The sequence below is a fragment of the Paraburkholderia sp. RL17-383-BIF-A genome (assembly GCF_046028015.1).
In the GTDB taxonomy this organism is placed as follows: Bacteria; Pseudomonadota; Gammaproteobacteria; order Burkholderiales; family Burkholderiaceae; genus Paraburkholderia.
Genome location: NZ_JARESR010000001.1, coordinates 331909 through 350228 on the forward strand (window position 1 = coordinate 331909; position 18320 = coordinate 350228).

Genomic DNA, 18320 nt, shown 5'->3' on the forward strand with positions numbered 1-18320 from the left:
GAGGGAAATGCGTCACAATGGTCGAATTCGCCTCATGGATTTCCCTGGGATTCTGCTCATGCGTGTGCTGCTCGTCGAAGACAATCCGATCCTTTCCCGCTCGCTCACCGACGCGCTGACCAGCGCGAAACTCACGGTCGACTGCATGCACGACGGTGAATCAGCCGACCACGTGCTTCGTACGCAGGACTACGCATTGGTGATTCTCGATATCGGTTTGCCGAAACTCGACGGCCTCGAAGTGCTGCGCCGTTTGCGCGCACGCCGCAACGCCGTGCCGGTGCTAATGCTGACCGCGCACGGTTCGGTAGAGGAGCGCGTGCGCGGCCTCGATCTCGGCGCCGACGACTATCTCGCCAAGCCTTTCGCCCTCACCGAACTCGAAGCGCGCGCGCGTGCGCTGTTACGCCGCAGCCACGGTCAGGAACCGCTCAACGCACAATGCGGCACGCTGCTTTACGACAGCGTGGACCGGGGCTTCACGCTCGACGGAGAATCGCTTGCGCTGACGCCGCGCGAGCGCTCGGTGCTGGAAGTGCTGATCCTGCGTAACGGCCGCGCGATCAACAAGGACACGCTGTCGGAGAAAATTTTCGGGCTCGACGAATCGGTGAATGCGGACGCGATCGAAATCTATGTGTACCGCTTGCGCAAGAAACTCGAACACAGTTCGGTTGGCATCGTGACGCTGCGCGGACTCGGCTATTTGCTGGAAGCAAAAAGCGCATGACGCAGCCGAATCTGCGCGTACGTGTCGCACTATGGCTGCTGGTGCCGCTGCTTCTGCTGCTCGCGTTCGACGCGTGGCTCACGTATCAGCGTGCGATGAACGCGGCGCATGCGGCATTCGACCGCACGCTCGAATTTTCGCTGCGCTCGATTCGCGACGGCATCCGCTTGCGCGACGGCGAGATCGAAGTCGATCTTCCGTACCTCGCTCTGGAGATGTTCGAATCGAATGGCGGCGGCAACATCTACTATCAGATTCGCGAGGAAGGTGGGCGCGTGGTGACCGGATATCCTGACTTGCCGGACGCCGGCAACGTGCCGGGTGAGCCCTACCGCGTGCGTTTCTATGACGGCGTGTTTCGCGGCCGCCCGCTGCGTATCGCCATGCTCAGGCTGCCCGTGCACGACGTGCCGAGCGCGCAGACGCGGGTGGTGCTGGTGAGAGTCGGCGAAACGATCGAGCAGCGTCAGGCGTTGGCGCGCGAGATTCTGACCGGCTCGCTGCAACAGGAAGGCTTGCTGGTGGTGCTCGCGCTCGGCATCGTGTGGCTGGGCGTGGCGCGCGGCTTGCGGCCGTTGAACCGTTTGTCGGCAAAAGTGGCCGCGCGCGCGGAGGATGATCCGACGCCGCTCGACACGGTCGGGCTGCCGAGCGAAGTGACGCCGCTAGTCGATTCGATCAATCAGTACATCGGCCGCACGCAGTTGATGCAGTCGTCGCGCAGGCGTTTTTTCAACGACGCCGCGCATCAGTTGAAAACGCCGCTTGCGGTGATTCAGGCGGAGTCCGAACTGGCGCTGCGTGATATCGACGGCACGGAAGCGGGTTCGACTGGCGATCGTCGGCAGGGGGTGCATTTGCGGCGGCTGAATCGCGCGGTGCAGCACGCGGTGCGCATCGTGCAACAGTTGCTGTCGCTCTCGCGGCTCGAAGCGCACAGCGGCTATACGGTCAGGCACGCGGCCGTGCCGCTGCATGAGGTGGCGCGCAGCGTGACGCTCGACTGGTCGCCGGTGGCTCGCGCACGTGGCATCGATCTCGGTTTCGAGCAGGACGCGCGTGTCGACGTGATGGGGCAAAGCGATCTGCTCGCGGAACTGGTCGGCAATCTGATCGATAACGCGATCCGCTATTCAGGCGATGGTGCGGTGATTACCGTGCGGGTCGCGCGCGAAGGCGAACAGGCGTTGCTGCAGGTGATCGACAATGGGCCGGGCATTGCCATGAGCGAGCGCGAGGCGGTGTTCGAGCGCTTCTATCGCAGCGAAGCGACGCAGGCGGTGGAGGGCAGCGGACTAGGTTTGTCGATCGTGCGGGAAATCGCGCGCGTACACGGTGCGCTGGTTGCGCTCGCCGATGCGCATGGCGGCGGATTGATCGTCAGCGTGCTGCTTCCGCCGTTGAAGGCGGCGTAACGCCGGCGCGCCATTCAGCGGCGAATCGGAAAGCGCCGCGCATAACCCGTGGGAGAGGTGCCGCTGCTCCACGTTTCGCCGTCGATCAATATTTGTGAAGCGCTTTCTTCCGGCACCGCGACGTTTACGCCCGCTGCCGCTTCGCGATACAACTGAGTCTGGTTGATTCGCGCGGCGATGTCCGCATAATCCGCGCGCGCGTCGATCATGCCCCAGCGCTCGAACTGCGTGAGAAACCACGCGCCTTCGAACGCTCGCGGATAATTCACCGCGCCGTTGTCGAAGAAGCGCACGGGCAGGCCGCCCGGCGCGGAAGCCGCGATCTCGTTGCCGAGGCGCGCCGCGATCAACGAGGCATCAATGCCAACGTACTCGGGCCGCGCAAGCCAGCGCGCGATGTCCTCGCGATGTCCCGCGCCGTCGAGCCAGCGGCACGCTTCGAGCATGGTCTGCACGAGCGCGCGCGCGGCATGCGGATTCGCGCTGACAAAATCGTGCCGGCACGCCAGCACCTTCTCGGGATGATCGGGCCACACGTCGCTCGTATAAGCGATCGTTCTGCCGACGCCTTGCGCTTCGGCCTGCATATTCCACGGTTCACCAACGCACAGTCCGTCGAGCTTGTCTTCGGCGAGCGCCGCGACCATTTGCGGCGGAGGAATCACCACGCTCTCGATATCGCGCAACGGATCCACGCCTTGCGACGCGAGCCAATAGTAGAGCCACATCGCGTGCGTGCCGGTGGGGAAGGTCTGCGCGAAGACCGGCTTGCGGCCGAGCGTGGCGAGTGCCTTGGGCAGCGTGCCGCGTTCGGCGAGCGCATCGGCGAGACGGTTCGACAGCGTGATAGCCTGGCCGTTGCGGTTGAGCACCATCAGCACGGCCATGTCCGTTTGCGGTCCGCCGAGACCCAGTTGCACGCCGTACACGAGTCCGTAGAGCGCGTGGGCCGCATCCAGATCGCCCGACAGTAGTTTGTCACGCACGGCGGCCCACGACGGCTGACGCGACAGCTCCAGCGTCAGGCCGTGCGCGTGGCCGAATTCGAGCAGCTTGGCGGCGACGAGCGGCGCGGCGTCCGAGAGCGCCACGAACCCAAGCCGCAGATGAGTCTTCTCGAGCGGCCCGGATGGGTTGGGTGCAGTGGTAATGGGAGAGTTCATGGACGGCGCTTCATTTGAGCGAGTCGGCCGACGCGATGATGGCGCGCGCGACTTCGGCGAGTTTGACGCCCTGGTTCATCGCGCGCTTGCGCAGGTTGGCGTAGGCGGCGTGTTCGGTGATCTTCTGTTGATCCATCAGGAGCCGTTTGGCGCGATCGATCTGCTTGCGCTCGGCGAGTTCGCTTTCGACTTGCGCGAGGCGCTCGCGCAATTGCGATTCCTGCGCAAAACGCGCGAGCGCGACTTCGAGGATGGGCGCAAGACGCTCGGTCGCAAGACCTTCGACGAGATAGGCCGTGACGCCCGCGCCGACGGCGTCGCGGATCAATTGCTGGTTGGCGTCGTGGCTGAACATCAGCACCGGACGCGGCGCGGTGGCGTTCATGACCGCAAGCTGTTCGAGCGTGTCGCGCGACGGCGATTCCGTATCGATGATGATGACATCGGGCCGCTCGCTCTGCACCACGCGATGCAGTGCTTGCGGCGTGGCGGTGCCCGCCAGCATCTCGTAGCCGAGTCGGGCAAGGGCGTCGCGAAGGTCGCCGATGGGCTTATCGGTGTCGGTTACGAGGAGAACGCGCAGCATGGAGTGGGGTTTTATCGACGGCTGACCAGAAGTAAAGCAATGGCTATGCCAGTCGATGCGCCCAAGTGTAAAACTCGTGCAGTCACGCACTTGGCGATTGCGTGGGCGCCCGTCGCTGCACCTGCACGGGGCACATCACGCCGATGCACCGAAGCGGCGCACGCCGCTCAGATCATCAGCGCCATTGGCCGTAAGTGCGGGGCGCAAACACCAAACTCAGCGCCATCATGGCGACGACGCAGCCGGCGAGCATGATCCACGCGGCGCCGAAGCTTCCGCTCCAGCCTCGCACGAGACCGGCCACGACCGGCGCGACGGCGGCCACGATGAAGCCCACGCCCTGGGTGAATGCGACGAGCTGGCCGGCCACGCGATGGTCGGCTGAATGATCCATGGCGGTGACGAGCGTCAGCGAAAAGACCCCGCCCAGGCCCGCGCCTGCTACGCCGGCCCACAGCAAGGGCGCGGCATCGGGCCAGACAATCAAGCCAAGCAGTCCGAACAGTTGCGCCGAGAGACCGAGCATCAGCCATGGCCGGCGATCCCGGAATGACGCCGCGGCAAGCGGCAACAGTAGTGCCGCGCTCGCCTGAAACACCGTCATGCCGGCCAGCAGCGATCCGCTCGCCGCCACGCTCACGCCGCGCTGCTGATAAAACGCCGGCAACCACGCGACGAGACTCGTATAGCCGCCGTTCACAATCCCGAAGTAGAGCCCGAGGGTCCACGCGCGCCGCGTACGCCAAAGTGAAAGTGTGTCGGTTTGTGCCGAAGCAGCCGCTGCGGCGCCGCTGCCGGAAGACCGGCGGTTCAATGCCCACCAGCAGGCGAGCGCCGCACAGGCAGGAATCGCCCATGCCGCGAGCCCTGCCTGCCATGACTGCATCGCGTGGCTCACCCAAGGGCTCAAACTCGCGCCCAACCCGCCGCCGCCCATGATGGACGCTGAGAACACGCCCATTGCGAGCGGCACGCGCGCATGAAAGCGCTGCTTCATCACGGCGGGCAGCAGCGCCTGAATTGCGGCGACGCCGGCACCTGCCAGCAACGCGGTGGCGAGCAGCGCCGCGCCGCTCGACGCCGTCCACCGCGCCGCGCACGCCAGCGCGATGGCCAGCAAGCCGAGCGCGACACCGCGTGTTTCGCCGAGCGTGCGGGTCAGCGCGCCCGCCCCGAATGCGCCGATCCCCATTGCTACGACCGGCAGGCTGGTCAGCAGAGACGCACCGTAGAAGCTGAGGCCGGTTGCGTCGCGGATGGTCGTCATCAAAGGGCTGATCGAGGTCAGCAAGGGCCGCAGATTGACGCCGATCGCGACGATCGCACCGAGCCACACGACGTCCCGCCACGTCAGCGCCACAGTGGCGTGGTGAGCGGAAGTGCGGGTCGAACTGGCCTGGGGGTGCGAATTCACAATGGTCCTCGTGGGGAGAGAGAGGGGGCGGCGCGCCGTCTGCTGGCGCGGTGGCGAAGCGGCGAGGTGGGCGTCGTTGGCGAAACCGGTGAGCAGCAGCAGTGTGAAAACCCATGCGCGGCTTATTTTGGTCAACCATAGTAACAAAAAATGGTTAACCATTTTTATGATGTCCGGTATAGCTCGCAGCATAAGCGGATGGCGCCGGCTGCCCGCCGCCGCTAGAATGCCTGGGCGTTTCCGCTCCATTTCCGGTCACTGAAGCCATGCCACCACGTCCCCGGCGCTCGTCGTCTGCTGATACAGACGCGCCCATTCAACCCGCACGCGAAGACGATTCGTCCAGCGTCGAAGAGCGTATTTATGCGTCGATTACCGCGGCGTTGCTGCAGGGACGCCTGCCACCGGGCGCGCAACTGGTCGAGCGGGATCTGGCCGCCGCCTTCGGCTGCACGCGCGGCGCGCTGCGCAAGGTGCTCGCACGGCTAGGCTTCGAAGGCAAGCTCGTGCTGGAGGCGAATCGCGGTGCGTTTGTGCCGTCGCCGTCCGAGGAGGACATTCGCCAGGTGTATCGCGCGCGGCAGATCGTCGAGGCGGGCATCGTCGCCGCGTTGTGCGGGGCATTGAGCGCGCAGCACAAGCGGAGCTTGCGCGCGCACGTTCGCAGCGAAGAGAAGGCGCTACGCGCCGGGGCGGTCGAAGACTCCGTGCGTCTTGCCGGCCAGTTTCACGTGCTGCTGACGGAGTTGGCGGGCGGCACCGAGCTGCTCGGACTGGTCGGGCAACTGGTCGCCAAAACCGAGCTGTATAAAGCGCTGTTCGACCCGTCGAAGGGTTCCACCTGCTCCGCGGACGAACACACGCAAATCATCGACGCGCTCGAATCGGGCGACCTCGCCGCGGCATTGGCGGCAATGCGGGAGCATCTGGCTGAACTGGAGGAGCGGGTGGTCGAGCAGGTGCACAAAAGCGCCGCCGGAGAGGATCTCGGGACGGTGTTCGGCCTTTGAGCGCGTGTGGAGGGAAGCGGGGAAGGCGGTGAAACGCCCGCCGGCAGCAGAAAGCGCCAGGCGATGAGGGAATTTCGGGTTGCAACAAGGCGACGCCGCAGCGCGCCGCTCAGGCTCGAATCAAGGAGTCAAGCCGGAGAAGGCGCGCGAATGGCTTCGCGTACAACTCAATCGCAATGGATCACGCCGGGACCGCGCAAAGCGCGCTCAGCGTGCCGCCGGCCTTAACGGCGACGGAATTGCGTGTTGCGAGCACCGCCGCCACCGGTGGCGCGCTCGTCTTTATGACGGAAATTGATCCGGCCTTTGGTCAGATCGTAGACGGACAGCTCCAGCGTCACGCGGTCGCCCGCGAGAATACGGATGTGGTTCTTGCGCATGCGTCCGGACGCGTAAGCGCCAACCACGACGCCGTTGTCGAGCGTCACGCGGTAACGACTGTCCGGAAGTACTTCGTCGACGATACCGTCAAGTTCAAGCAGTTCTTCTTTCGCCATGCATAACTCCTGGTCGATGGGATAAGGGGTGTTGGTCGCCCACGCCGGGCAGCACAACATCAGATTGGGGCGATAGCGGGTTTTTCGAGCCCGCTGTCCTGCGGCATCAGCCTATATGCTGATAGTACCGCTCAAAGATCGGCGACGGACTGGCCGTCTACACGGCCGTCGATCAGTTGCTCGGCATGCGCCATGCACGCAATGCGTGCCTTGCCCGTGCCGTCGAACGGAAACAGGTACTGCAGACGGAACACACGGCCGTCGGCGGCCGCACTGGCGCCCACGCGGCAGATGCGCACCGACGCGTCGTAACCGGCGTCCGGATTGCGGCTCGTCTGACCGTCCGCCGGGCGGCGCGGATAGACGAGCGGGTGAATTTCGTAACCCTTGTACGTCTTGACTGCTGAATTCATGAAGCTTGTGTCCTGTATTACGTGGCCGGCGTGTCACGCGTGTTACGCGCGGCAAGACCGGCCGGGCAGCGCAGCACCTTGAGGCGCGCCGCCATGGAAAAAGTTTGGCACAGGCCCGATGACAAGGGCTTGAGCGCGGCCGCGCAAAATCGCGGATTCGATGGAGAAGAAACACGCTGATGTCGCGCGGACATCGGGCGCGTGAATGAACCCTCAGCTGCACAGCTCGCGACGGCGAATGCATGCGACGCATTGCCGGAGTGACGGGACCGCCAGCAGGCGGCGGTCGAACAGTCGGGGGTGGTGCGGAGATGCCGGTTTGAGCCTGCCCGGTATTGCCTGAGGTTCAACCCGCGATGATGCTGCGATTTTGCCAGGAAACGCCGGAACTACGAATGCGGAATACAGCTATTCCAATATGATGCACTAAATAGGGCTAATTGGATAGCAAAAAGTTCCACGCAGGGGTGAACCGCCCAGCCGGCGGGGCCTCGCGCGCGACGCGGCGCTCGCGCACGGCGTGCCTCGCCATGAGCGGCACGCCGGGTGAAGGGTTGCGCCGTCGTGGCGCGCGCTGAACGATCAACAGGGTCTTGCTTCAGCGGGATGTTTCGGCGACGCGCTTCTGCAGCTCGCGCGTTGCCGCGAGCGGAATGCGCGCGTCATCCCAGCCGGCCAGCCATTCGACTTCCTTCGACGTGAAAATTTGCCCGTGATTGCGCAGCGTGTATTGCAGCGAATCGATGATGTGATTGCGGATGATCTCCGGCGTGCCTTCGTCATCGAGCACGGCGCGAAACGCTTCGAGCGTGGCCATCTGTTGCTCCGTGAAATAGATACGCCTTTTATCGCACGAAAAAAAATCGCTCGCCAAGCGGACAAAATTCGCCGTGCGCGAAAGGGCGGCGTCGAGAGGCCGGCGCCCGCGCCCGTTTTTTGAGGGCGTGATCGCCGCCGCGGTCGCCGCGGCGCGGCGGGGTGGCTACAATGGCGAGTTGCCGCATCCCTTGAACACCGCGATTCCCCAATGCGCAACCCAAACGTGTCTCCTGTGAAAGACCTGCTGCTCGAGCGCTACGCTCCCATTGCCGACGGCATCGCGGCGCTGTTCTATCCGTGCGCCGAAGTGGTGATTCACGACCTGCGCGACCAGACTATCGCGTACCTCGTGAACAACCTGTCGAAGCTTGAGGTGGGCGGGCCGTCCGTGCTGGACGAAGTCCATTACGCGGCGCGCGGCCAGACGATCGGGCCGTATGAAAAGCTCAACTGGGACGGCCGGCGCATGCGTTGCGTGAGCAACATTCTGTTCGACGACGACGGCAAACCGGCCGGCATGCTGTGCATCAACTTCAATATCGCCGTGTTCGAAGATGTGCGTTCCACACTCGATCTGTTCATCAAGGGCGGCAACCTGAGCGACGCGTCCGCGGAAGAACTGTTTCGCGACGACTGGCAGGACCGCATCAACACGTACCTGCATACGTGGCTGCGCGAACGGCAGATCGGCATCAATGCGCTCACGCGCGAACACAAGCGGGAAATCGTCGAGGCGCTGCACGCACAAGGCGCGTTTCGCGGCCGCAGTTCCGCGAACTACGTGGCCGCCGTGCTGACGATGGGGCGCGCCACCGTCTACAAGATTCTGAAGCAGATGAAAGAGGGCGGCTGACGGTTCGACCGTTGCCGTGCGAAAGCGCTGCGTTTTTTCAATTCAGGGAGGATGCGAATGGTGCGTTACCGGCACTACAAAGGCGGGATTTACGAACTGGTTTGCGAGGCCACGCTCGAGTCGGATCCGACCGTCACGATGATCGTGTACAAAGCCGCCAATGGTACGATCTGGACGCGTCCGGCTTCGGTATTTTTCGAACTGATCGACGTGGACGGCGCCAAGGTGGCGCGCTTCGCGCCGATCGATCAGGCATAACCAACAACAGGAATCTGAATGCGTTTACTGCTTGCCATCATTCTGCCGTGGTTTCAGTTTTTCACGATCGGCCGTCCGTTCGCGGGCATTATCTGCCTGATCCTGCAGATCACGCTGATCGGCTGGATTCCGGCCGCAATCTGGTCGGTGTATGCGCTGAGCCAGTACAACACCGATAAGAAAATTGCCCGGGCAATGGGCAGCGGGCGTTAAGGCTTGCGAGGAGCGGCGTGAGTGTGCTTCCGAGCCATGAAGCCGCCGCACTTCAGCTGGATGGCCGCGATGCGACTGCGTCTGGTGCTTCGATTACCACATCGGATTCGGCTATTGCCACGCACGGCAGAATGTAGCCTTCCTGCTTTTCTTCCCGGCTGAGACCCGGCCACTCGATCGTGTAGCGCACACGTCCCGCAGTCATCCTGCAGATACACGTACGGCACGTCCCATTCCTGCACGAGCGCGGCAAACACAGATTTGCAAAGCTTGCGGCTTCGAGAATCGTGAGCGAATCGGGCGCTTCGAAGCTTTGACCAATTGGCTCGACGCGAACCAGAGGCGGGCGGATAGAGTCGGACATCGTGTGAGTCTGTGACGGATTGCGCCACACTTTACACGTTGCCGTCTCAATGCGTCGTGCCGCCGCGCCGCAAATACCGGTACACCGTATTGCGCGCCAGCCCCAACTCGCGCGCCGCCGCCGACACATTGCCGTCCAGACGCTCGAGCGTTTGTGCAATCAACGCGGCCTGCCACGCTTCCATCTTGCCGGACACCGGCTGCCCCGGAGTTTGCGCCGCGGCAACGGCTTCGTCGTCCGAACTTGACCCTGCAAGCGTTACCGGCGCTTGCACGCTTTGCTCTGCCGTAGCGTCGACGCAATCCTGCAAGAAGTCCTCGGGCAAATCGTCGAGTTCGATCTGTTGCGCGCCTTCGGCCATGATGCTCGCGGTGCGCAACACGTTGGCCAGTTGCCGCAGATTGCCCGGCCAGCGGCACTGCGCGAACCGGTCGAACACCTCGGCTGAGACGCGGCGCGGCAGGCGTTCGCCATCGGGCTGCAAGGCCAGCATGCGCGTGACGAGCGCGTGAAGATCGGTACGCTCGCGTAGTGCGGGCAAAGTCACCACGAGTCCGTTGATCCGGTAATACAGATCTTCGCGGAAGGTGCCGGCTTCGATCATCGCGCGTAGGTTGCGGTGGGTCGCGCAGACGATGCGCAGATCCACCGGAATCGCCCGTGTTCCGCCGAGCGGCACGACGGTGCGCTCCTGCAGCACGCGCATCAGACGCACTTGCTGGGCGAGCGGCATGTCGCCGATTTCGTCGAGGAATAGCGTGCCGCCATCGGCTTGCACGATCTTGCCGACGCTGCCGCGTTTTTTTGCGCCGGTGAACGCGCCGTCTTCGTAACCGAACAACTCCGCTTCGATTAATGTCTCCGGCAAAGACGCGCAATTCAGTGCGATGAACGGCGCGGCCCGGCGGGGCGAATCGTGATGGATGGCACGCGCGAGCCACTCCTTGCCGGTGCCGGTCTTGCCGAGCACGAGAATCGGAATATCGCGGCCACGCAGTTTGGTGACACGCCGCAGGATCGCGGCGACTTGCGCGTCGCCGGTGTCGAGCGTTTCAAGCGTGGCGAGTGGTGCGGGATCCACCGTGCGCGGCGCATGACGCGCTCCGCCGGCGAGCGGCGCGTGCGACCTATCGAGGTCTTCCGACTGTGCGACATAGCGAGGCGTTGCGTATTCGCCGCGCGCCACCACGCGCACGCCGCTCGGCAGCGTCAGCAGAATGGTCTCGCCGGGTGCGCGCGTAATCTGCTGCAACAGCCGCGCGAACGCGATTCCGAACAGCGCGTCGAAGGGTTGCCGTTGAAGCTCGGCCAGCGGCTGCCCGAATTGAAACAGCGCACTGCGGTTGGCCGACAGAAACGTGCCTTCCGGCGTGAACGCCGCGAGCCCCTCGAACAACGTGCCGATGAATTCCGCGCGCGCGTGAAAGTGAACGCGGATCGCGTCGACGAATTGATTGGAGAACAGATGATTTTCGATCATCTGCGCCGACATCCTGACGAGCGCGAGCGTGTGCTTGTGAAAGCCGCGCGTGTCGCCGCTCACGTCGAGCGCGCCGATGGTGCGCCCGAACGGATCGGCAATCGGTGCGCAAGAGCAGGTGAGAATGCGGTTGGCGTGCAGGAAGTGTTCTCCCGCATGCACGACAGTGGGCTGTCCGTCGACTAGCGCGGTGCCGATCGCATTGGTGCCGCGATCCGCCTCAGCCCACGAGACGCCCGGACACAACGCGACGCGATTGGCTTTTTCGACGAAGTCGCTATCGCCGAGGCTGTGAAGGATCACGCCATGATTGTCGGTGAGCAGCACCATGCTTTGCGTATCGACAATCTGCGCATGCAGCGTTTCCATGACGGGAAGCGCATGCGTATAAAGCGATTGATTGCGATCGACGAGCTCACGCAACGCGGGCCGGCGCAGCGGATGAAAGTCCGGCGTTTCGGACGCGCGCAGCCCGAGTTCGAGCGAGCGGGCGTGCGCCTGCGCGATGACATCAGGCCGGCCCACGGCGGGCGGCGTGGCAGAACGTTGGGTCAAGGCATGTCTCCGGTGAAACGGACACGGCGGGTACGTTGCCCTCCGCTCGATGCCGCAGCGCAACATCTGCGCAGACGGTCGAACACCGATCTTACAGGACGAAACGCGCAGCGCGCGGCAGGGAAAAAACGGAGGCGGTGCACACGTCTCGCCTCAAATAAACGCGGAGGGCACCAAAATCAGGCAAACCAAAAGGAAAACTTGCGCCGCGCCCGAACTCGTCTAAAGTGAATCAAATCACCTCCGCGGGCCGCGAACTACAGCGTCGCCGCCGCGAGGTGACGAGCCCGCGTCGTCAGCATTGGACAAGGAGGTTGGCGCTAGAGACGCGACCAGTTGCAACCGGCGTGCGCATTACCCGGCTAGACCATGCGCAGCACCTACCTTCCAGGTGAACTCCCATGCAGATCCTTTTCCCGAAAGAAACTCCTGAATATTCAGGTCGCGAACTCACCTTGGCTTTCCCCGCGATGGTCGATGGGCAGAGGGTGGAATGCATGATCACGGCTGAGGCACTGGAAGACCACTTCGGCGCCGCCTCGCCGCGCCTGGAAGACATGGTCGGCGCATTCGACACGCATCGCGCCCGGATCGAAGCCGCCACGCGGCGTTTGCTCTCGGAAACGAGGGCGCAATGTCTCGTGCTCAGAAGCGGCTATGTGCGCTTCTACGAGGCCAACTGGCGCAATTGATCGAGCGCGTTTCCGGCTGACGTTAGGGCCAACGCCGGAAGCAGATCGAAAGCCGCGCAAGAATCAGAAGGTGTGGAAACCCGCGCGGCATTAATCGATCATTCGAAATCGCCTGCACGCCATGCGTGCCGCCGGTATCGGCACGAAACTCGCAAAGCACGAAACACGCGAAGCTCAGAACGCGCCCACGTTGTAGCGCGAGTGGCTGAGTGCGCTTAAATCATTCGCCGCAGCGTGCGATCCTTGAACACCACGTGATGCCCGAGCGCCGCCAATGTGTGCAGGCCGATCACCCAATAAAATGCGTTGCCGAGCCATTCATGCGCGGTCTTGAGCAATGGCCGCGCGACAGGATCGGCGCCGACCAGCGTGTAATTGATATTGAGCCACGCGAGCGTGACAGGATGTCCGCCGGTGTTGATCATCAGAATGCCGAGCAACGGCTGCGCGAAGAAAAAAACGTATAGCGCGAGATGCGTGGCGCGCGCGAGGAATGCGAGCACGCGGTTGCTATCCACTTCGGCGGGCGCGCCGGCCCACAAGCGCCACAGCAAACGCAGAGCGGCGAGCCCCAGCACGAGCGTGCCGCACCAGAAATGCACGCTACTCCAGAACGCGCGACTGTCGCTGCCCTTGGGTCCGCGAATCTCGATTGCCAGGTAGGCCAGCGCGATCAGCAAAAACATAACCCAGTGAAAGAAAATGGCGGGCGGCGTGTAGCGCTCCGAGGTGCGGCTGTAAGACATGAAGGGGGGCTCCCGAGACCTGGTCGATCGTTTTTATGAATCATCAGATGATAAACGGTGCCTGACCGGAATGGCACCATCAATAAAATCGTGATCGATCCAGGCGAGAGCGTGCGGCGCGGAGCTTACTCGCTGCCGAGATAGAAATAGCGGAACAGGAAAATGGCCGCGATGATCCACACCACCAGCTTCACCTTGCGCGCCTGGCCGGTGAGCAGTTTCAGGCCCGCATACGAGATGAAGCCGAACGCGACGCCATTGGCAATCGAATAGGTGAACGGCATCAGAAGCGCGGTGAGCGCGGCCGGCACCACCTCGGTGGCGTCGTCCCACGGCAGGTCGAGCATTTCGCGCAGCATCAGGCACGACACGTAGAGCAGCGCCGGCGCCGTCGCGTAGCCGGGCACCACGCCCGCCAGCGGCGCGAAAAAGAGCGCTGCAAGGAACAGCACGGCCACGGTGATGGCGGTCACGCCCGTGCGTCCGCCTGCCTGCACACCCGAAGCGCTTTCGATGTACGCGGTGGTCGACGAGGTGCCCAGCATCGAGCCTGCCAGAATCGCCGTGCTGTCGGCGAGCAGCGCGCGGTTCAGCCGGTGCATCTTGCCTTCCACCAGCAACCCGGCGCGATTGGCGACGCCCATCAGCGTGCCGGTCGCGTCGAACAATTCGACGAGGAAAAACACGAGGATCACGTTCAGCACGCCGCCCGACAGCGCGCCGCGAATGTCGAGCTGGAACAGCGTCGGCGCGATGGACGGCGGCGCCGAGACGATGCCGTGAAACTGGTTGCCGCCAAAGAAAAAGCTCAGCACCGTCACGCCGACAATGCCGATCAGGATCGCGCCACGCACCCGCAGGTGGTCCAGCGTGACGATCGCGAAGAAGCCGATCACCGCGAGAATCACGTGCGGATTGTGCAGGTCGCCGAGCGTCACGAGGGTGGCCGGATTGCCGACCACCACGCCGGCCGACTTCAATGAAATGATCGCGAGAAAGAGGCCGATACCGCCGGTAATGGCAATGCGTATCGAATGCGGAATGCCGTTGACGATCACTTCGCGCACGCGGAACAGCGTGACGATCATGAACAGGCAGCCGGAGATGAACACCGCGCCGAGCGCGGCCTGCCAGGTGAAGCCCATTCCCTTGACGACGGTGTACGCGAAGTACGCGTTCAGGCCCATGCCCGGCGCGAGCGCGATCGGATAGTTCGCGTACAGACCCATGATCAGCGAGGCGAGCGCCGCCACGATGCAGGTCGCGACGAACACCGAGTCCTTCGGCATGCCGGCGTCGCCGAGAATCGCCGGATTCACGAAGATGATGTAGGCCATCGTGAGGAAGGTGGTCAGTCCAGCGAGCACTTCGGTGCGCAGGTTGGTGCCGGCGGCTTCGAAGCCGAAGTAGCGTTTTATGGAGTCCATGAGGCGGGTCTCTCGTCGTTCAGAAAGCTTTTTTGTGGTTGGAGCGGTGCTTGCGCGGCGTCGCCGCCGGCGTTACGGGCGGATTGTAGTCAGGATTGGCGGCGGCGTGCCGCTTTGTGTGGGCGAGCCGCCGCGTAAAGCTCATGCGATGGGCGGTTCGCCGGGAGACTGTGGCGCCGGCGCATCAGACTGCGGCCGTTGCCGCGCCAGCCAGCGGTCCAGCTCACCCGCGAAGCTTTTGCTGTCGCGCGCGCTGAAGGCGGCCGGGCCGCCGGTATCGACGCCGCTGCTGCGCAACTGGTCGAGCATGGAGCGCATGCGCAGCCGTTCTTCGATCGTGCCGGGCGTGTACCAGTTGCCGCGCGGATCGAGCGCCTGGGCGTTCTTGGCCAGCACGGCGGCGGCGAGCGGGATGTCGGCGGTGATCACGAGGTCGCCCGCGGCGACTCGTTCGGCGATCAGATCGTCGGCGGCGTCGAAACCGGCCGGCACCTGGATTGCGCGGATCAGCGGCGAGGGCGGCACGCGCAGAAACGAATTGGCGACCAGCGTCAGCGTCATGCCGGTGCGGCGCGCGGCACGGTAGAGCATGTCCTTGATCACGACCGGACAGGCGTCGGCGTCAACCCAGATTGGCATGGTTCGGATTCCGGCAGCGGGGTTGTCGAAGGGGCGAGATGATACCTTGCCAGCGCAAAGGGCGGCGCGGCAAGTGAATTTGCGAGGCGGGGAACGGGGGCGAGGCGTTGACGCGTTGAAGCGTTGAAGCGTCGAAGCGTCGAAACGGTAAAGCGGTAAAGCGGTAAAGCGGTAAAGCGGTAAAGCACCACAGAACGCAGCAAATCGGGAATGCATGCGGAGCCAACCTCGCCCACGACCATTGCAGTCGCAGGCGGCGCCGCATGCCGCGCGGTGGCTCGCGCTTACTGTGTCATCGTCGCGCCGGACTGCTGGGCCCGCCGCGCCGCGACGATGCGGCCCGCGCGTTGAGCATTCCGCGGATAGTCGATCCAGTCGAGCGGATCGTAGCCGGCGGCACGCCAGTCGGCCAGATCGGCCCGCACTTCGGCGCGCGTTTTCGGCGCCGACGGGTCGTAAGGCCGCGCCGAAGTCTGCGCAAACGCGGCGCTCATGCTCACGGCAGCCAACAGCGCGCCGAGTCCAACAGTAGAAACGATTTTCATGACGAGCTCCTATGGAGCGGTTAAAAACGACCTCGAGATTCTAGTTTTCACAGGCATTTCGAGTAAGGCGATTGAAGGCAATGCACCATTTCACCCAGCGAACCAAACCGGACTGGGCAAACCTGAGGTTCAGGGCGCCGACGGCTTGCCAAAGCGCTCCAGCACGGCGCTCAGCAGGTCGATCGGCAGCGGGAAGACGATCGTCGAATTCTTGTCGGCGGCAATCGTCGTCAGGGTTTGCAGGTAGCGCAACTGCATGGCCTGGGGCTGGCGCGACAGCGTTTGCGCCGCTTCCAGCAGGTGCTGCGAGGCCTGCAATTCGCCTTCCGCGTGAATCACCTTGGCGCGCCGCTCGCGCTCGGCTTCGGCCTGGCGGGCAATCGCACGGATCATCGTTTCGTTGATATCCACATGCTTGATTTCCACGATCGATACCTTGATGCCCCACGCGTCGGTCTGAGCGTCGAGCACTTTCTGGATATCGGCGTTCAACTGCTCGCGATCGGCCAGCAGTTCGTCGAGTTCGTGTTTGCCGAGCACCGCGCGCAAAGTGGTTTGCGATAACTGGCTGGTCGCCTCGAAGTAGCGCGCCACCTGAATCACCGCTTTCTCCGGATCGACCACGCGGAAATACACCACGGCGTTGACCTTCACCGAGACGTTGTCGCGCGTAATCACATCCTGCGGCGGCACGTCGAACACAACGGTGCGGAGATCCATGCGCACGACCTGCTGCACGATCGGAATGATCAGCACGAGCCCCGGCCCCTTGACCTTCCAGAAGCGCCCGAGCATGAACACGACGCCGCGTTCATATTCCCGAAAAATCCGTATCGACGAAGCAATCAGCGCGGCCACCAGCAGAATCAGAATGCTGCTGAAGCCGAATGTAAAACCGATCATGAAATTTCTCCTTGTTGTCGCACTTCCGTGGGCACCACGGTCAACGTCAGGCCGCGCCGCGCGGTGACGCGCACCGCGTGCCCTGCCGCAACCGGGGCCATGCTGGACACCCGCCAGCGTTCCCCATGCACGCGCGCCCAGCCGGCCAGCGCGCCACCGGCCGCGGGGTCCGCAGCGGCGGTCTCAGGCAGCAGGCCGCCGTCGAGCACCACGCCGACACTGCCGATCAGCGCTTCCGAGCCCGTCACCACCGGCCGGCGCCGCGCGCGCAGCGCGAGTCTCGACACGCCCAGCACGAACAGCACGCTGAAGACGACCACGGCGGCGATCATCGGCAGCGGGATGCCGTAGCCGGGCACGTCGGTGTCGATCAGCATCAGCGCGCCGATCACGAACGCGACCACGCCGCCGAAGCCGAGCGAGCCGAAAGTGGGTAGAAACGCCTCGCCGATCAGGAACGCTATGCCGAGAAAGATCAGACCGAGGCCGACGTAGTTGATCGGCATCATCTGCATGGCGAAAAGGCCGAGCAGCAGGCTGATTGCGCCGACCACGCCGGGCAGCAGGAAGCCCGGATTGGCGAACTCGAAGAACAGGCCGTACATGCCGATCATGAGCAGAATCAGCGCGACGTTGGGATCGGTGATCACGGCGAGGAAATGGCTGCGCCAGTCGGCTTCGAGCGTGACGACCGGCGCGCTGGCCGTGCCGAGCGTGACATTGCCGGCGCTCGTGACGATCGTGCGGCCGTCCACCTGGCGCAGCAGGTCGGGTACGTCGCGCGCATTCAGATCGACGACGTGCTGCGCGAGCGCGTCCGCCGCCGACAGGCTTACGGCTTCGCGCACCGCGCGCTCGGCCCAGTCGACGTTGCGCCCGCGCATTTGCGCGAGGCCGCGGATATAGGCGGCGGCGTCGTGAACCTGCTTGCGCACTTCGGTCGATTGGGTGTCGAGCGGCAAGGCGCTGGCTGAACCGGTGGGCGCCGAAGCCGAGGGTTGGGACGACCCGCCGGCACCGCCGCCGACGCCGGGCAAACCCGGCGCTCCACCGCCCGCCGGCGGCTCGGCGCCGCCGATGCCCATCTGGATCGGCGTCGCCGCGCCGAGATTGGTGCCCGGCGCCATCGCCGCGATATGGCTCGCATAGACGATGTAAGTGCCGGCGCTCGCCGCACGCGCGCCGCTCGGCGCGATGAAGGTGGCGACCGGCACCGGCGAGGCGAGGATCGCCTTGATGATCTGCCGCATCGACGTATCGAGGCCGCCCGGCGTATCGAGTTGCAGCACGGCGAGTTGCGCGTGCTCGTCGGCGGCGCGCTGCAGGCTGCGCACGATGAAGTCGGCACTCGCCGGACTGATCGCACCATTGACAGGAATGACCACCACGCCGTTGGGCGCGACGGCGGCGCGAAGCGGCACATTCGATTCGCACGACGCGAACCCGATCGCCAATAGCATGCCTAGCACGGTCATGCCGCGCACCAACCGGCCCACGATATCGCCACGGATAAGCGAGAAGCGCGAGCCAGACTGCCGGAACGGGAGACGCGGATACGTGCTCATCGCTGACGGCTGCCGCGCCCGGTCGAAGCGTAT

Annotated in this window: 21 protein-coding genes; 7 read left to right on the top strand and 14 right to left on the bottom strand. The window is 64.1% G+C overall.

What is annotated here, in order from left to right; all coding sequences use genetic code 11:
• Window positions 1-58 precede the first annotated feature (58 nt).
• Both P0D71_RS01650 and P0D71_RS01655 read left to right on the top strand, forming a co-directional pair.
• Window positions 59-730 (top strand): response regulator, encoded by a 672-nt coding sequence (locus P0D71_RS01650; RefSeq protein ID WP_408479148.1) that lies wholly within the window; start codon window positions 59-61, stop codon window positions 728-730.
• Window positions 727-2145, top strand: coding sequence for a sensor histidine kinase (locus P0D71_RS01655; protein ID WP_408479003.1), 1419 nt, complete (start codon window positions 727-729; stop codon window positions 2143-2145). The genes P0D71_RS01650 and P0D71_RS01655 overlap by 4 nt, the downstream gene beginning before the upstream one ends.
• Before the next feature lie 14 nt (window positions 2146-2159).
• Here P0D71_RS01655 and P0D71_RS01660 read toward each other — a convergent pair whose 3' ends face one another.
• The 3 genes from P0D71_RS01660 to P0D71_RS01670 form a co-directional block, all read right to left on the bottom strand.
• A complete protein-coding gene (locus tag P0D71_RS01660; RefSeq protein ID WP_408479005.1) occupies window positions 2160-3308 on the bottom strand; it encodes a CmpA/NrtA family ABC transporter substrate-binding protein in 1149 nt (382 codons plus the stop codon).
• Between the two features lie 10 nt (window positions 3309-3318).
• Window positions 3319-3894 (bottom strand): ANTAR domain-containing response regulator, encoded by a 576-nt coding sequence (locus tag P0D71_RS01665; protein WP_408479007.1) that lies wholly within the window; start codon window positions 3892-3894, stop codon window positions 3319-3321.
• Between the two features lie 175 nt (window positions 3895-4069).
• The gene (locus P0D71_RS01670; protein ID WP_408479009.1) at window positions 4070-5308 is read right to left on the bottom strand and encodes a cyanate transporter; all 1239 of its coding nucleotides are present in this window, start codon (window positions 5306-5308) and stop codon (window positions 4070-4072) included.
• 266 nt (window positions 5309-5574) lie between these two features.
• Here P0D71_RS01670 and P0D71_RS01675 point away from each other — a divergent pair, with 266 nt between their 5' ends.
• Window positions 5575-6318 carry a GntR family transcriptional regulator gene (locus tag P0D71_RS01675; protein ID WP_408479011.1) on the top strand — a complete coding sequence of 248 codons (744 nt, stop codon included), beginning with the start codon at window positions 5575-5577 and terminating at the stop codon, window positions 6316-6318.
• A 224-nt stretch (window positions 6319-6542) separates the two neighbouring features.
• On the opposite strand, the gene infA is transcribed toward P0D71_RS01675, so the two are convergent.
• The 3 genes from infA to P0D71_RS01690 all read right to left on the bottom strand — a co-directional run bounded on the left by infA (window position 6543) and on the right by P0D71_RS01690 (window position 8045).
• Entirely contained in the window at window positions 6543-6815 is a 273-nt protein-coding gene (gene infA / locus P0D71_RS01680) for a translation initiation factor IF-1 (RefSeq protein WP_012427521.1), read from the bottom strand.
• 131 nt (window positions 6816-6946) lie between these two features.
• The gene (locus tag P0D71_RS01685; protein WP_091807736.1) at window positions 6947-7228 is read right to left on the bottom strand and encodes a hypothetical protein; all 282 of its coding nucleotides are present in this window, start codon (window positions 7226-7228) and stop codon (window positions 6947-6949) included.
• A gap of 598 nt (window positions 7229-7826) precedes the next feature.
• Window positions 7827-8045, bottom strand: a complete 219-nt coding sequence (locus P0D71_RS01690) for a hypothetical protein (RefSeq protein ID WP_091807738.1) — start codon at window positions 8043-8045, stop codon at window positions 7827-7829.
• A 210-nt stretch (window positions 8046-8255) separates the two neighbouring features.
• Here P0D71_RS01690 and P0D71_RS01695 point away from each other — a divergent pair, with 210 nt between their 5' ends.
• Genes P0D71_RS01695 through P0D71_RS01705 form a run of 3 tightly spaced genes read left to right on the top strand, consistent with a single transcriptional unit; the run spans window position 8256 to window position 9371 of the window.
• Complete coding sequence (locus P0D71_RS01695) at window positions 8256-8900, top strand: helix-turn-helix transcriptional regulator (RefSeq protein WP_408479013.1); 645 nt, start codon at window positions 8256-8258, stop codon at window positions 8898-8900.
• A 57-nt stretch (window positions 8901-8957) separates the two neighbouring features.
• Window positions 8958-9158 carry a DUF1653 domain-containing protein gene (locus P0D71_RS01700; RefSeq protein WP_091807742.1) on the top strand — a complete coding sequence of 67 codons (201 nt, stop codon included), beginning with the start codon at window positions 8958-8960 and terminating at the stop codon, window positions 9156-9158.
• 18 nt (window positions 9159-9176) lie between these two features.
• Window positions 9177-9371: a YqaE/Pmp3 family membrane protein gene (locus tag P0D71_RS01705; RefSeq protein WP_012427516.1), complete on the top strand. Its 195-nt coding sequence runs from the start codon at window positions 9177-9179 to the stop codon at window positions 9369-9371.
• 52 nt (window positions 9372-9423) lie between these two features.
• On the opposite strand, the gene P0D71_RS01710 is transcribed toward P0D71_RS01705, so the two are convergent.
• Together P0D71_RS01710 and P0D71_RS01715 are read right to left on the bottom strand one after the other, a co-directional pair.
• On the bottom strand, window positions 9424-9735 hold the full coding sequence (locus P0D71_RS01710) for a 2Fe-2S iron-sulfur cluster-binding protein (protein WP_408479015.1): 312 nt from the start codon (window positions 9733-9735) through the stop codon (window positions 9424-9426).
• A 46-nt stretch (window positions 9736-9781) separates the two neighbouring features.
• On the bottom strand, window positions 9782-11770 hold the full coding sequence (locus P0D71_RS01715; protein WP_408479017.1) for a sigma-54-dependent Fis family transcriptional regulator: 1989 nt from the start codon (window positions 11768-11770) through the stop codon (window positions 9782-9784).
• Between the two features lie 401 nt (window positions 11771-12171).
• Between P0D71_RS01715 and P0D71_RS01720 the strand changes: the two genes are divergently transcribed.
• Window positions 12172-12462 (top strand): DUF1488 family protein, encoded by a 291-nt coding sequence (locus P0D71_RS01720; RefSeq protein WP_091807746.1) that lies wholly within the window; start codon window positions 12172-12174, stop codon window positions 12460-12462.
• Window positions 12463-12677: 215 nt separating this feature from the next.
• Here P0D71_RS01720 and P0D71_RS01725 read toward each other — a convergent pair whose 3' ends face one another.
• The 6 genes from P0D71_RS01725 to P0D71_RS01750 all read right to left on the bottom strand — a co-directional run bounded on the left by P0D71_RS01725 (window position 12678) and on the right by P0D71_RS01750 (window position 18287).
• Window positions 12678-13208, bottom strand: a complete 531-nt coding sequence (locus P0D71_RS01725; RefSeq protein WP_408479019.1) for a cytochrome b — start codon at window positions 13206-13208, stop codon at window positions 12678-12680.
• Window positions 13209-13333: 125 nt separating this feature from the next.
• Complete coding sequence (locus P0D71_RS01730; protein WP_091807750.1) at window positions 13334-14635, bottom strand: NCS2 family permease; 1302 nt, start codon at window positions 14633-14635, stop codon at window positions 13334-13336.
• A gap of 141 nt (window positions 14636-14776) precedes the next feature.
• Window positions 14777-15274 carry a YaiI/YqxD family protein gene (locus tag P0D71_RS01735; protein ID WP_091807752.1) on the bottom strand — a complete coding sequence of 166 codons (498 nt, stop codon included), beginning with the start codon at window positions 15272-15274 and terminating at the stop codon, window positions 14777-14779.
• Between the two features lie 284 nt (window positions 15275-15558).
• Entirely contained in the window at window positions 15559-15819 is a 261-nt protein-coding gene (locus P0D71_RS01740; RefSeq protein ID WP_408479021.1) for a DUF4148 domain-containing protein, read from the bottom strand.
• A 129-nt stretch (window positions 15820-15948) separates the two neighbouring features.
• Window positions 15949-16722 (bottom strand): slipin family protein, encoded by a 774-nt coding sequence (locus tag P0D71_RS01745; protein ID WP_408479023.1) that lies wholly within the window; start codon window positions 16720-16722, stop codon window positions 15949-15951.
• Window positions 16719-18287 carry an NfeD family protein gene (locus tag P0D71_RS01750; protein WP_408479025.1) on the bottom strand — a complete coding sequence of 523 codons (1569 nt, stop codon included), beginning with the start codon at window positions 18285-18287 and terminating at the stop codon, window positions 16719-16721. Before P0D71_RS01750 ends, P0D71_RS01745 begins: the two co-directional genes overlap by 4 nt.
• Between the last annotated feature and the right edge of the window lie 33 nt (window positions 18288-18320).